The organism is Streptomyces sp. NPDC048604, assembly GCF_043199435.1.
Classification (GTDB): domain Bacteria; phylum Actinomycetota; class Actinomycetes; order Streptomycetales; family Streptomycetaceae; genus Streptomyces.
On sequence record NZ_JBICVX010000001.1, the window covers coordinates 682,727 to 696,744 of the forward strand.

The following is a 14,018-nucleotide window of genomic DNA, read 5'->3' on the forward strand; positions in this document are numbered from 1 at the left end:
GCCGGGGACGTCACGGGCGCGGTGGCCTTACGGGTGGCGCGGCGGCGCGGACGCGCCGGAGCGGCCTCTGGGGCCTCCTCGACGACGGCGGCGGTCTCCTCGACGACCGGCTCGGCCGTCTCGGCGACGGCTGCCGCCTCGGCGGCGGGCGCGGTCGCCTTGCGGGTGGCGCGGCGGCGGGTACGGGCCGGCGGAGCGGCCTCCTCGGCGGCGGCCGGGGCCGTCTCGACGACCGGCTCGGCCGATTCGGCCGGCTCGGCCGCGGTCTGCGGCGCGGTGGCCTTGCGGGTGGCGCGGCGGCGCGGACGTGCCGGAGCGGCCTCGGGGGCCTCCTCGGCGACGGCCGCGGCCGTCTCGACGACCGACTCGGCCGTCTCGGCGACGGCTGCCGTCTCGGCGCCGGCCGGCGGGCCCGCGGGGCGGGAAGCGGCGCGGCGCCTGCGGCGCGGCGGCAGCTTGTCGCCAGGGGCGTTGTTGTTGTCCTCTTCGTGCTGCTCGAGCATGCGGGCGGTTCTCCCGTCACGCTCCCGGGCGCCGCGCCTGGTTCCGGTCCGGCGGCACGCCGCGTGTCTGCCGCGGTGCCGCCGCCCGGGGCGCGGGCGCCGCACGGGAGCTTAAGTGTCTGGCTCGCCGGTTCCGTACGCCTCATGCGTACGGCCTGGCGAAAGTCTCCTGGTCAGTGCGCGGCCCGACCCAGGTGGCTCCCGAGTGCCAGGGCTGCGCTACGACGACCGTCCCTACGCGGAACCGGTACCCGGCGCCGTCGCCGGGGCGGTCGCGGCGGCCGTGGTTGGAGCGGCCGTGACTGCCTCGCGGTCGGGCGCGAGCGGGTCGGTCACCGTGCCGGACTCCTCGTCGAAGAGCCCCTGCGCCAGCCTGGTCACCGCTGCGGGGACCGGCGGCGCCAGGTCGGCCACAGCTCGGAGACCGGACAGGACGTCGTCGGGTCGTACGGCAGGTGTCACGTGCCGAACAACCAGCCGCAGTATCGCACAGGGCTCCTGCCCCGGCCTATCAGCAGGGGGACGAGCCGCGGCGAGGTCCGCGACGGCGGAACGGGCGTCGAAGGTGCGCATGCCGTTCTTCGTCTTGCGCTGCACCTCGACCGCCTCGGCGGCGAGGAAGGCCGCGACGGCCTTCTCCGCGTCCTCGACGGCCACACCGTCGAGCCGCAGCTCCCACACGGAGGCGGTGAGCCGGTCGGCCAGCCCGGAGGTCCGGGCCTCGACGGCGTCGGTGATGTCGAGGCCGCCGGGGAGCGACTCGTCGAGCAGGGCCCGGAGGGTCTCCGGGTCACGGCGCTCGGTGAGGGCGATCTCCAGGTACTCGGCCTCGGACCCCGTACCCGTGGGGGCGGCGTTGGCGTACGACACCTTCGGGTGCGGGGTGAAACCGGCCGAGTACGCCATGGGCACCTCGGCGCGGCGCAGCGCACGCTCGAACGCGCGCTGGAAGTCACGGTGGCTGGTGAACCGGAGGCGGCCGCGCTTGGTGTAGCGCAGTCGAATGCGCTGCACCGCAGGTGCGGGCGGCGGGCCTTCGGGCTGTCGCTTGCCCAGTGGTTCTTCTCCTCGGTGCGGGGCGGGCGCGGGGGGCGCGCCGCCCTCGAAATGCGGGGTGGTGCCGCTGCTCCGGGGGTCCCGCCCGGCTCACCCCCGCTTGCGCAGGGAGATCTCGGGGGCGGGCGCCACGCCGGACACGGCAGTTGTACTACCCAGAGTACGCGCCCGGCTCACGACCGGTTCCCCGGCCTCGGCCGCCCGGGGGCCGCCGACCAGGGCGCGCCAGGCGTCGCGGCGGGCCTCCCGGACGACGTCCCGGGCCGAGGCGAGCGCGGCGCGGGCGGCCCGCCCGGCCTCGACGGCGGCGGTGCGGGCGGGGGCCCAGACGCTGTCGCGGAGGAAGTGCCCGAGGGGCGTGCACACGCCCCGGTAGAACCAGGAGGCGGGCCGCCCGAGGAGGTTCCAGGCAAGCCATTTCAGACCCCGCCCGACGGCGCGGGAGACATACCCGGCGACACGCCAGCCGACGACGAGCGCGTCGCCGAGTTCGCGGCCGAGCGGGGCGAGGACCCTGCGGTACAGCCAGACGGCGGGAACGACGAGCCCGTACCGGACGACGGGCACGACCACGTACCGCCACAGGGCGGCCCACGGCCAGACGAACAGCGCCTTGCCGAGCCATGCGGCGCCGAGGGCGAGGCCGCGGCCGAGCGGGGTGAGGACGGAGCGGTACAGCCAGCCGGCCGGGACGACGACGCCGTACCGGACGGCGGGGACGACGACGTACGTCCACAGTCCGGCCACCGGGGTGACGACCAGGAGCTCGAAGAGGAAGGAGAGGCCGGCGCCGAGGCGGGTGAGGACGTGCCGGTACAGCCAGACGGCGGGAACGGCGATGCCGTACGTGGCGACCGGCACCACGACATACCGCCAGAGCGCCGCCCAGGGCCACACGAACACCGCCTTGAGCAGCCATCCCAGGCCGCGCCCGAGCTGCTGGACGATCCACTCGAAGACCAGGGCGACACCGGTGAGGAACCAGGCCAGGCCGTGTCCGACGGGCGTGAGGACGTGCCGGTACAGCCAGGCGGCCGGGATCCCGACCACGAAGTGGAAGACCTGCCCCAGCACCCGCCCGGCCGGTCGCAGCGCCGTCCGGTGGACGAACCGCGCGGCGACGACGAGCACGTCCCACACCATCCGCACCGGCACCACGAGCACAAGGACCACGATCCGCACCGGGATCCGGACGAACGCCGTGAGGCAGCCCTCGGGCTCGGGACCGGGCGTGGGCTGCGGTTTCTCGATGGTCATGCCTGGAATGACGCAACGGCCCGGCCCGAGGTTCTCACCCCGGACCGGGCCGTCACCCGAACGCGTGGACCGCTACTTGACGACGCTCAGCGGCAGGAGCTTCTTGCCGGTCGGGCCGACCTGGATCTCGGTCTGCATGGCGGGGCAGACGCCGCAGTCGAAGCACGGGGTCCAGCGGCAGTCCTCGACCTCGGTCTCGTCGAGGGCGTCCTGCCAGTCCTCCCAGAGCCAGTCCTTGTCGAGGCCGGAGTCCAGGTGGTCCCAGGGCAGGACCTCCTCGTAGCTCCGCTCGCGGGTGGTGTACCAGTCGACGTCGACGCCGTGCGCGGGCAGCGTCTTCGCGGCGCAGTCCATCCAGCGGTCGTACGAGAAGTGCTCGCGCCAGCCGTCGAAGCGGCCGCCGTCCTCGTACACGGCGCGGATGACGTCGCCGATGCGGCGGTCGCCGCGGGAGAGCAGGCCCTCGACGATGCCGGGCTTGCCGTCGTGGTAGCGGAAGCCGATGGAGCGGCCGTACTTCTTGTCACCGCGGATCTTGTCGCGGAGCTTCTCCAGGCGGGCGTCGGTCTCCTCGGCGGAGAGCTGCGGGGCCCACTGGAAGGGGGTGTGCGGCTTGGGCACGAAGCCGCCGATGGAGACCGTGCAGCGGATGTCGTTCTGGCCGGAGACCTTGCGGCCCTCGGCGATCACCTTGACCGCCATGTCGCCGATCTGGAGGACGTCCTCGTCCGTCTCGGTCGGCAGACCGCACATGAAGTACAGCTTCACCTGACGCCAGCCGTTGCCGTACGCGGTGGAGACCGTCCGGATCAGGTCCTCCTCCGAGACCATCTTGTTGATGACCTTGCGCATGCGCTCGGAGCCGCCCTCGGGGGCGAAGGTGAGGCCGGAACGGCGGCCGTTGCGGGTCAGCTCGTTGGCCAGGTCGACGTTGAACGCGTCGACGCGGGTGGACGGGAGGGAGAGACCGATCTTGTCTTCCTCATAGCGGTCCGCGAGGCCCTTGGCGATGTCGCCGATCTCGGTGTGGTCCGCGGAGGACAGGGAGAGGAGGCCGACCTCCTCGAAGCCCGTCGCCTTCAGACCCTTCTCGACCATCTCGCCGATGCCGGTGATGCTTCGCTCCCGCACGGGGCGCGTGATCATGCCGGCCTGGCAGAAGCGGCAGCCGCGGGTGCAGCCGCGGAAGATCTCGACGGACATCCGCTCGTGGACGGTCTCGGCGAGCGGGACCAGCGGCTGCTTGGGGTAGGGCCACTCGTCGAGGTCCATGACGGTGTGCTTGGACACGCGCCACGGCACGCCGGAGCGGTTGGGGACGACGCGGCCGATGCGGCCGTCGGGGAGGTACTCGACGTCGTAGAACGCCGGGATGTACACGCTGCCGGTCTTGGCGAGGCGGAGCAGGACCTCCTCGCGGCCGCCGGGACGTCCCTCGGCCTTCCAGTGGCGGATGATCTCGGTCATGTCGAGCACGGCCTGCTCGCCGTCGCCGATGATCGCCGCGTCGATGAAGTCCGCGATCGGCTCGGGGTTGAAGGCGGCGTGGCCGCCGGCGAGCACGATCGGGTGGTCGACCGTCCGGTCCTTGGACTCCAGCGGGATGCCCGCCAGGTCGAGGGCGGTGAGCATGTTGGTGTAGCCGAGCTCGGTGGAGAAGCTCAGGCCGAAGACGTCGAACGCGCCGACGGGGCGGTGGCTGTCGACCGTGAACTGCGGCACATTGTGCTCGCGCATCAGCTCTTCGAGGTCGGGCCACACGCTGTAGGTGCGCTCGGCGAGGACGCCCTCGCGCTCGTTCAGTACCTCGTAGAGGATCATGACGCCCTGGTTGGGCAGACCGACCTCGTACGCGTCCGGGTACATGAGTGCCCAGCGGACGTCGGCGGACTCCCACGGCTTGACCGTGGAGTTCAGCTCTCCACCGACGTACTGAATCGGCTTCTGCACGTGCGGGAGCAGAGCTTCGAGCTGCGGGAAGACAGACTCGGCAGCAGACATCTCGAACCTTCGTGAGCTGGCATGGGGCGACTCTCAAGCGTACCCGGTGCTCAGGCACTCCCGTCCGGCCGCAGAGCGGGCTCCGCGGCGGCCGCCCAGACCTCGGGCAGCTCGCGCTCGCGGGCGGCCGCGGCGGCCTCCTCGCGGGCGTACAACAGGCCCCAGGTGAAGGCGGACTCGCCGGCGTCGTGGGCCTGGACGGCGAGGGTGCGCAGGGCGTCGCGGGCGACGACGCTGTCCTGGTGGTCGCCGAGGAGGGTCTGCACGGACTTGACGTCGCCGGCCAGCTTCTTGGCGGGCTTGCCCAGGGTGGGGACGGCGGCCTCGGCGGCGTAGCGGGCGCGCTTGGATGCCTTGCGGGCCTCGTGCAGGGCGAGGTCGCGGTCATGGCCCGGGTCGAGGGCGAGGGCGTGGTCGACGGCGGCGGCGAGGCGCGCGTGGTCCTTCAGCACGGCCTTCGGCAGCACGTCGGCGGCCGGGCGGGCGGCGGGCCCGCGCAGCGGCGGGTCGGCGAGCAGGGCGTCGAGGGCGTCCAGGAGGGCGAGGTGCCGCGGGGAGTCGAGGGCGGCGAGGGTGCGGCGGCGGCTGCCGCCGGTGCGGGCGGCGTCCCAGGTGCGCAGCCGGTTGCGGAGCGGGCCGAGGAGCAGCGGGCGGGGGGTGTCGTCGAGCAGGCCGCGCAGGCGGGCGACGAGGACCTCCTGGTCGCGGGCGTGGCCGAGTTCGCCGGCGAGCCACTTCAGCTCCGCGCCGACCGGGTCGGTGACGGTCCGGTCGAGGACCTTCCGGTACGTCTTGAAGGCGCTGCGCAGACGGCGGCAGGCGACGCGCATCTGGTGCACCGAGTCGGGCAGGTCGCGCCGGACGGCGGGGTCGAGCGCGACGAGCGCGTCCCGCTGCTCGCGCACGTACGCGAGCACGGCGTCCCCGGCGCTGCCGGCGTCGGGGGCGGCCTGCTCTGCGGCGCCCCCGCCGGCCCGGCGGGCGTGCCGGGCGACGCCCTTTCCGTCGGGGTCCTGGGCGTCGCCCTGTGCCTGTGCCTCGCCCGCGCGTCGCGCCGCCTTGGCCGCAGCCTTTCCGGGGCGGTGCTCGCCCGCGGTCTCCTCCAGGGCCCTGGCCAGCTTCGAGGGGGCGTCGGAGGGGCGGATGCCGGCCTTCTTCAGCCGCTTCTCGACCGCGTCGAGGACCTTCTCGTCGGCGCCGTCGGCGAGTTCGACCTCGATCTCGGTCCAGTCCGCCGTCCCCCCGCCCCGGGGGGCGAGCCGTTCGGCGTGGACCGTGTCGACGGAGAGTTCCGCGAGCAGCGCGCCGTCCTCGGCCCGCAGGTGGTGGACGGCGCGCGAGGAACGCAGGCGCACGACGGGGACGACCTCGCCGTCGCGGACCCGGGAACGCAGGAGCCCCGCCAGGCCACGCGGGAGCGTGTCCGAGAGCGGGGCTCTGATCTCGTCGCGGATTCCGGAGGCGACCGGGAACTTCAGGTGCCAGCCGGCGTCCTCGCCGCCGGTCCTGCGCCGCAGCGTGAGCGCGTCCGCGGCGAGCCGCAGGTCGGGGGTGTCGTAGTAGACGGCGTCGAGTTCGGTGACGCCGCGGTCGTCGACCGCGGCGACGCCGGCCGCCCGTGTCAGGTCGGGCAGCTCGGTGCGCCGCGTGGCTTCGTACTTCCGCTCGATCTCACGCTTCGTCTCCGCCATGAATCGAATCTAGACGGGAAGTGAACGGGAGGGGAGGGGTTCTTAGGCCGTCACGCGGCTGCGCCGGCACGCCGCCGCTCCGCATCGGCCGCTACGCCGTCATCGGCCGCTGCACCCGGATCGACTGCAGCAGCCCGATCCCCACCCACACCGCGAACATCGACGAACCGCCGTACGAGACGAACGGCAGCGGCAGACCGGCCACCGGCATGATGCCGAGGTTCATGCCGATGTTCTCGAAGGACTGGAAGGCGAACCAGGCGATGATCCCGGCCGCGACGACCGTGCCGTACAGCTCCGTCGTCTCCCGGGCGATGCGGCAGGCGCGCCACAGGATCACGCCGAGCAGCACCAGGATCAGTCCGGCGCCGAGGAAGCCGAGCTCCTCGCCGGCGACGGTGTAGATGAAGTCGGTCTGCTGCTCCGGCACGAACTGGCCGCTGGTCTGGTGGCCCTTGAAGAGCCCCGCGCCGTACAGGCCGCCGGAGCCGATGGCGATGCGCGCCTGGTTGGTGTTGTAGCCGACGCCGGCCGGGTCGAGTTCGGGGTTGGCGAAGGCGGCGAACCGGTTGATCTGGTACTCGTCGAGCATGCCGAGCGCGGTGACCAGCACCGCTCCCCCGACGCCCGCGCCGATCAGGCCGAGGACCCAGCGGTTGGAGGCGCCGGAGGCGAGCAGGACGCCGAGCACGATGACGGCCATGACCATCACCGAGCCGAGGTCGGGCATCAGCATGACGATGCCCATGGGGAGCGCGGCGAGGAGCAGCGCCTTGGCGACGGTGCCGTGGTCGGGGTGGAGCTGGTCGCCCGCGTCGACCTTCGCCGCGAGCAGCATCGCCATGATCAGGATGATCGTGATCTTCACGAACTCGCTCGGCTGGAGCGAGAAGCCGCCGCCGATCACGATCCAGGCGTGGGCGCCGTTGATCGTCGCGCCGAGCGGCGTGAGCACGGCGAGGATCAGCACGATCGAGATGCCGTACAGGACCGGCACCGCGCCCCGCAGGGTGCGGTGGCCGAGCCAGACCGTGCCGATCATCAGGACGAGGCCGATGCCGGTGTTCAGGATGTGCCGGAACAGGAAGTAGTACGGGTCGCCCTGGTTGAGCTCGGTGCGTCCCCGGGTGGCGGACCACACGAGCAGCGCGCCGAGCAGCGACAGGGCGAGGGCGGACAGCAGGATCGGCCAGTCGAGCCGGCGCACCACGGAGTCGCGGGCGGTGAGCTTGGCGAGCGTCCCGCGTTCGGGGGCGTACCGGGAGACGGAGAAGCCGGTGCGTACGTTCATCGGGTCAGTCCCTCCAGCCCGTCGGCGGACCCGTGAGCGGCGGAACGGTCGGCTGCGGCTCGGGCGGTGCGGCCGGATCCCGGCCGGCGGCCTGCTCCCCCTCGGGCGCGACCTTCTGCGACTCGGGGTCGTACGGCCTGATCGCGGGCGCGTCGATGCTGCCGTCGGTCTGGATCGTCGGCAGGGCCTTCTGCGGCTGCGGCAGCAGGGCCCGCTTGAGGTCCTGGTTGCCGGCGTCGTCGAGGCCGTAGAGGGCGTCGTAGATGTTGCGCACGGCGGGGCCGGAGGCGCCGGAGCCGGTGCCGCCCTGGGAGATCGTCATGACGATGGTGAAGTCGCGGGTGTAGGTCGCGAACCACGAGGTGGTCTGCTTCCCGTAGACCTGCGCGGTACCCGTCTTGGCGTGCATCGGGATCTTGTCCTGGGGCCAGCCGCCGAACCGCCAGGCGGCGGTGCCGCCGGGCTCGACGACGGACTTCAGGCCCTTGTCGAGGTCCTTGATGGTCTGGGCGCTGACCGGCAGCCGGCCGTGCGCCTTGGGCTTGATCTCCCGGACGCTCTTGCCGTCGGCGCTGATCACGGCCTTGCCGACGGTGGGGTTGTACAGGGTGCCGCCGTTGCTGATGGCCGCGTAGGCGGTGGCGAGCTGCATGGGCGTGATGAGCAGGTCGCCCTGGCCGATGGAGAAGTTGATGCTGTCGTACGCCTTGAGCTGGTTGCCCTCCAGGCAGTTCTCGTAACTGAGCTGCTGGATGTACGTGCCGCCCCGCTTGCCCTCCTTGCACCAGGCGTCCTTGTTCGCCTCCCAGAAGCGCTGCTTCCACTGGCGGTCCGGGACGCGGCCCTTGACCTCGTTGGGCAGGTCGACGCCGGTCTCGGAGCCGAAGCCGAAGTCGTGGGCGGTCCGGTAGAACCAGTCGTTGGCGTTCTTCTTGGGCTTGAGGCCGCCGTCGCGCGACCACTGCTCGTGGCCGAGCCGGTAGAAGACGGTGTTGCAGGAGAACTTGAGGGCGTCCCCGAGGGTGATCGGGCCGTGGCCCTGGGACTCGAAGTTCGCGAAGCTGGTGTTGCCCATGCTGTAGGAGGCGGTGCAGGGGTACGTGTCGTTGAAGTCGTGCCCGGCGCGCACGGCGGCGCTCGCGGAGACGACCTTGAAGACGGAGCCGGCCGCGGCCTGGCCCTGGATGGCCCGGTTGAGCAGCGGGTAGTTGGAGTTCTTGCTGGTCATCGCCGCGTAGTCCTTGGCGGAGATGCCGCCGACCCAGGCGTTGGGGTCGTAGTCGGGCAGCGAGGCCATGGAGACGACCCGGCCGGTCCGCGACTCCATGACGACGACGGCGCCCGCGTCGGCCTCGTACTTGCGGCCGGTGATCTTGTCGGTCTCGCCCCGGACGGTCTTCATCGCCTGGGCCAGCTCGTGTTCGGCGACCGCCTGGACGCGAGCGTCGATGCTGGTGACGAGGGTGGAGCCGGCGACGCCGGGGTCGGACTCGGTCTGGCCCATGACGCGGCCGATCTTGTCGACCTCGTAGCGGGTGACGCCGGCCTTGCCGCGCAGCTCCTTGTCGTAGGTGCGCTCGATGCCGGAGCGGCCGACCTGGTCGGAGCGGAGGAACGGCGAGTCGCCTTCCTTGGCCTTCTCGATCTCGTCGTCGGTGACCGGCGAGAGATAGCCGAGGACCTGCGAGGTGCGGGCGCCGCCGAGCGCCGGGTAGCGGCGTACGGCGGTGGGCTCGGCGGTGATGCCGGGGAAGTCCTCGGTGCTCTCGCGGATGGTCAGCGCCTGCTGGGTGGTGGCCTCGTCGGTGACCGGGATCGGCTGGTACGGCGAGCCGTTCCAGCAGGGCTTGGGGGTCTCCGAGTCGCAGAGCCGGATCTTGTTCATGACGTCCTGCGGCTTCATGCCGAGGACCCCCGCGAGCCGGGTGAGGACGGCCTTGCCGTCGTCCTTCATCTTCAGCAGCTCGGTGCGGGACGCGGAGACCACGAGCCGGGTCTCGTTGTCGGCGAGCGGGACGCCGCGGGCGTCCAGGATCGAGCCGCGCACGGAGGGCTGGACGACCTGCTGGACGTGGTTGCTCTTGGCCTCGTCCGTGTACTCCTTGCCGTTGCGGATCTGGAGGTACCAGAGCCGCCCGCCGAGCGTGAACAGCAGGGAGAAGACGAGGACCTGGATGATGACGAGCCGGACCTGGACCCTGGGGGTCCGCCCGGTCTCCGGAATGTTGCTCATGCTGCCGCTGCCCCCTCGGTCACAGTCGCTTGACTCCCTTGATGCGCCCGGCCCGTGAGGCCCGCGAGCGGGCGGCCTTCACGCGAAGGCCGCTGCGCTGGGCGCCGATCCGCAGTCCGGTGCCGGAGGAGAGCCAGCCGGTGGACACGTCGGTGGCGGTGCCGGTCTCGGCCAGCGGGTCGTTCTCCGCGCGGCGGGCCAGCGCCATGATCGCCGGCACCGTGAAGGGCGCGAGCAGCAGGTCGTACAGGGCGGCGGTGAACAGCAGGAAGCCGAGGCCGACATGGCGGGCGGCGGTGTCGCCGACGAGCGCGCCGACACCCGCGTACAGCAGGGTCGTGCCGATCGCGGCGGCGACGACCACGGCCATCGGGCCGGTGGCGGACCGCAGCTGGCCCTTCTCGGGCCGGAAGAGTCCGGCGACGTAGCCGATCACGCAGAGCACCAGGGCGTAGCGGCCGACGGCGTGGTCGGCGGGCGGGGCCAGGTCGGAGAGCAGTCCGGCGCCGAAGCCGATGAGGGCGCCGCTGACGTGCCCGTACACCAGCGCCAGGGCGACCACGGTGAGCAGGACGAGGTCGGGGACGGCGCCGGGGAGTTGGAGCCGGGACAGGACGGAGACCTGGACGACGAGGGCCACCACGACCAGGGCCGCGGAGAGCAGGATGCGGTTGATCTTCATGGCCTCAGTCCCCCTGCGGCTTGTTCTGTCCGTCGTCCGCCTGCCCCGGCTGCTGCTGACCCGCCTGCCGCCCCTCCGGCTGCCCCGGCGGCGGCGGGGTGACCGTGACGGTGACGGTCGGCGTGGGCACGGGCCTCGGCTTGGGCGGCAGGACCATGTCGCGCGGGTTGGTGCGCGGGGCCTGGACGACGACGCCGACGATGTCCAGCTTGGTGAAGCCGGCGTACGGCCGGATGTAGAGGTTGCGGGTCAGGTCGCCGCCGGCCGGGTCGACGCGGATCACCTCGCCGACGGGCACGCCGGGCACGAACGGCTTGCTGCCGTGGGAGCCGAAGGTGACCAGGCGGTCGCCGGGCTTGACCTTGGCCTTGCCGTTGAGCAGCTGGACGAGCAGCGGGCCGTTGCCCTGGCCGGTGGCGAAGCCGAGTTCGTTGCTCTTCTCCATGCGGGTGCCGACGGTGAAGTCCGGGTCGCTGGCGAGCAGCACGGTGGCGGTGGAGGGGCCGACGGTGGTGACCCGGCCGACGAGTCCGGCGCCGTTGAGCACGGTCATGTCGCGCTGGATGCCGTCGTCGGCGCCGGCGTCGATGGTGATGGTCCACGAGAAGCCCTGCGCGGCTCCTATGGCGATGACCTCGGCGGCCTTGATGCCGTACTGCCCGGCGCCGGCGCTCTTGAGGAGCGCGTCGAGTTCGGCGAGGCGGCTGCGGTTGCGGGCGTCACTGCCGAGCTTGGCCTTGAGGGCGGCGTTCTCGTGCTCCAGGGCCGCGAGCCTGGTGTGCCGTTCGCCGGAGTCGCGTACGGCTCCTATGGCGTTGCCGATCGGGTCGACTGCTGTCGCGACGCCGTTCTCGATCGGGCCGAAGGCGGCGGCGGCGGCCCGCCGGGCGCCGTCCACCGGTGACTCCTCGCCGCCGCGGATGTCCACCGTGATCAGTGCGAACGCGATGGCGACCAGCAGCACCAGGAGTAGCCGGCTCTCTCGTGTGTCCCTCACGTGCGGCGGCCGTGCCTTTCCTGTTGGTTCGATTGGTGCAAGCAGTTGGTACGGATTCGAGCTGTTCGGGCCGTTATATCAACGATCGTCCCCCAGGCCCTGGGGGCCTGGGGGTGCCCCCAGTACGAGGGTCGCCACCCGTACAGCCGATCGGCGGCGAGCTGTCGCCGAGTTGTTATCGGCGCGGCTGGGCGTCGAGGACCTGCTGCAGGGCCTCGAACTCCTCCACGCACTTGCCGGAGCCCAGCGCCACCGAGTCCAGCGGGTCCTCGGCGATGTGGATCGGCATGCCGGTCTCGCGGCGCAGGCGCTCGTCCAGACCACGCAGCAGCGCGCCGCCCCCGGTGAGAACGATGCCGCGGTCCATCACGTCACCGGAGAGCTCCGGCGGGCACTTGTCGAGGGTGGTCTTCACCGCGTCGACGATGGCGTTGACCGGCTCCTCGATGGCCTTGCGGACCTCGGCGGCCGAGATGACCACGGTCTTGGGCAGACCGGAGACCAGGTCGCGGCCGCGGATCTCGGTGTGCTCGTCCTTCTCCAGGTCGTACGCCGAGCCGATGGTGATCTTGATCTGCTCGGCGGTGCGCTCGCCGAGGAGGAGCGAGTACTCCTTCTTGATGTGCTGGATGATCGCGTTGTCGAGCTCGTCGCCGGCCACCCGGATGGACTGTGCCGTGACGATTCCGCCGAGGGAGATGACGGCGACCTCGGTGGTGCCGCCGCCGATGTCCACGACCATGTTGCCGGTGGCCTCGTGGACCGGGAGGCCCGAGCCGATGGCGGCGGCCATGGGCTCCTCGATGATGTGCACCTGGCGCGCGCCGGCCTGGGTCGAGGCCTCGATGACGGCGCGGCGCTCGACTCCGGTGATGCCGCTGGGGACGCAGACGACGACACGCGGACGGGCCAGGTAGCGGCGCTTGTGGATCTTCAGGATGAAGTAGCGCAGCATGCGCTCGGTGATCTCGAAGTCGGCGATCACGCCGTCCTTGAGCGGGCGTACGGCGACGATGTTGCCGGGGGTCCGGCCGATCATCTTCTTCGCCTCGGAGCCGACGGCGAGGATGCCGCCGGTGTTGGTGTTGATGGCGACGACCGAGGGCTCGTTCAGGACGATGCCACGACCCCTGACGTACACCAGCGTGTTGGCGGTCCCGAGGTCGACAGCCATGTCACGGCCGATGAACGACATAGAGTTCCCCTTGTTTCCCATGAGGATGCGTCGGGCCTTCCCAATTGGAGCGTTGACGACTGCTCAGGTCGGCGAGGTGGTGGTGACGCGTGTGCGGTGGCGTGGAGGTTTCCATCGTAGTGCCGCCCGCATCGATCCGGCGCGGTGGACCACCTCTGTACAGCAGACGAGATGACGCAGCGAACCGTTCCCGGTTCTTCCGCTCATATGCCTGGGGGCGACCGAATTCCATCGGTCGCCCCCAGGGCGTTGCTGCGATCGGTTGATACCGGGTCAGACGAGACCGGGGAAGAAGATCTTCAGTTCCCTGACGGCGGACTCCTCGGAGTCCGAGGCATGGATCAGGTTCTCCCGGACGATGGTGCCGAAGTCGCCCCGGATGGAGCCGGGGGCCGCGGCGATCGGGTCGGTCGGGCCGGCGAGGGTGCGCAGACCCTCGATGACGCGCTCGCCCTCGACGACCAGGGCGACGACCGGGCCGGACTGCATGAAGCCCATGAGCGGCTCGTAGAACGGCTTGCCCTTGTGCTCGCCGTAGTGCTGCTCCAGCGTGTCCTGGTCCAGCTCGCGCAGCTCCAGGGCCGCGATGGTCCAGCCCGCCTTCCGCTCGATGCGGCCGATGATCTCGCCGATCAGGCCACGGCGGACCGCGTCGGGCTTGAGCAGGACGAGCGATCGCTGGCTCACGAGGGAAACTCCTTCACGTACGGTGTGCGGAACTCAGAGGCTACAGGGCCTTCCGGCCCCGTCGTCACGCAGCGTCAGGCCCTGCCGAGGCCTGCGCCTCGGCCCAGCGCGCCTTCACGTCGTCGATCCTCCGCCCGTAGTGCACCGAGGCCCACCACAGCACCGCGAACAGCAGCCCGAGGAAGAACATCACCGGCAGCACGAAGCCGCTGGCGATCAGCGCGAGCTGCAGCGCCCAGCCCAGCTGCACCCCGCCCGGACGGGTGATCATCCCGCAGAGCAGGACCGACAGCAGCATGGCGACACCGCAGACCGTCCAGACGGTCGACACCGCGAGCGTGTCGTCCTTCATGGCGACGAGACCCGCGAAGCCGATCACGAAGAACTCGCCGATCAGCGTGGAGGCACAGAGGGTACGCAAGGAA

At 71.7% G+C, this 14,018-nt stretch carries 11 protein-coding genes and 1 pseudogene; all 12 read right to left on the bottom strand.

Annotation, left to right across the window (positions count from 1 at the left end; genetic code table 11):
• Nucleotides 1–503: pseudogene (locus tag ACGFMM_RS03270) on the bottom strand (ribonuclease E/G); the annotation flags it as partial.
• A gap of 234 nt (nucleotides 504–737) precedes the next feature.
• Complete coding sequence (locus ACGFMM_RS03275) at nucleotides 738–1,517, bottom strand: TIGR03936 family radical SAM-associated protein (RefSeq protein ID WP_393642602.1); 780 nt, start codon at nucleotides 1,515–1,517, stop codon at nucleotides 738–740.
• Between the two features lie 132 nt (nucleotides 1,518–1,649).
• A complete protein-coding gene (locus ACGFMM_RS03280; protein ID WP_393642604.1) occupies nucleotides 1,650–2,816 on the bottom strand; it encodes a hypothetical protein in 1,167 nt (388 codons plus the stop codon).
• Nucleotides 2,817–2,888: 72 nt separating this feature from the next.
• Complete coding sequence (locus ACGFMM_RS03285) at nucleotides 2,889–4,817, bottom strand: TIGR03960 family B12-binding radical SAM protein (protein WP_393642606.1); 1,929 nt, start codon at nucleotides 4,815–4,817, stop codon at nucleotides 2,889–2,891.
• A 50-nt stretch (nucleotides 4,818–4,867) separates the two neighbouring features.
• A complete protein-coding gene (locus tag ACGFMM_RS03290; RefSeq protein ID WP_393642608.1) occupies nucleotides 4,868–6,508 on the bottom strand; it encodes a CHAD domain-containing protein in 1,641 nt (546 codons plus the stop codon).
• A 91-nt stretch (nucleotides 6,509–6,599) separates the two neighbouring features.
• Nucleotides 6,600–7,799 (bottom strand): rod shape-determining protein RodA, encoded by a 1,200-nt coding sequence (gene rodA, locus ACGFMM_RS03295; RefSeq protein ID WP_393642610.1) that lies wholly within the window; start codon nucleotides 7,797–7,799, stop codon nucleotides 6,600–6,602.
• A gap of 4 nt (nucleotides 7,800–7,803) precedes the next feature.
• Entirely contained in the window at nucleotides 7,804–10,032 is a 2,229-nt protein-coding gene (mrdA, locus tag ACGFMM_RS03300) for a penicillin-binding protein 2 (protein ID WP_393642612.1), read from the bottom strand.
• 19 nt (nucleotides 10,033–10,051) lie between these two features.
• Nucleotides 10,052–10,714: a rod shape-determining protein MreD gene (gene mreD, locus ACGFMM_RS03305; RefSeq protein ID WP_393642614.1), complete on the bottom strand. Its 663-nt coding sequence runs from the start codon at nucleotides 10,712–10,714 to the stop codon at nucleotides 10,052–10,054.
• A 4-nt stretch (nucleotides 10,715–10,718) separates the two neighbouring features.
• A complete protein-coding gene (gene mreC, locus ACGFMM_RS03310; RefSeq protein ID WP_393642615.1) occupies nucleotides 10,719–11,711 on the bottom strand; it encodes a rod shape-determining protein MreC in 993 nt (330 codons plus the stop codon).
• Nucleotides 11,712–11,886: 175 nt separating this feature from the next.
• Nucleotides 11,887–12,906, bottom strand: a complete 1,020-nt coding sequence (locus ACGFMM_RS03315) for a rod shape-determining protein (protein WP_393642617.1) — start codon at nucleotides 12,904–12,906, stop codon at nucleotides 11,887–11,889.
• A 273-nt stretch (nucleotides 12,907–13,179) separates the two neighbouring features.
• Nucleotides 13,180–13,593 carry a nucleoside-diphosphate kinase gene (gene ndk, locus ACGFMM_RS03320; RefSeq protein WP_393642619.1) on the bottom strand — a complete coding sequence of 138 codons (414 nt, stop codon included), beginning with the start codon at nucleotides 13,591–13,593 and terminating at the stop codon, nucleotides 13,180–13,182.
• A 64-nt stretch (nucleotides 13,594–13,657) separates the two neighbouring features.
• Nucleotides 13,658–14,014: a DUF4233 domain-containing protein gene (locus ACGFMM_RS03325; RefSeq protein WP_393642621.1), complete on the bottom strand. Its 357-nt coding sequence runs from the start codon at nucleotides 14,012–14,014 to the stop codon at nucleotides 13,658–13,660.
• Between the last annotated feature and the right edge of the window lie 4 nt (nucleotides 14,015–14,018).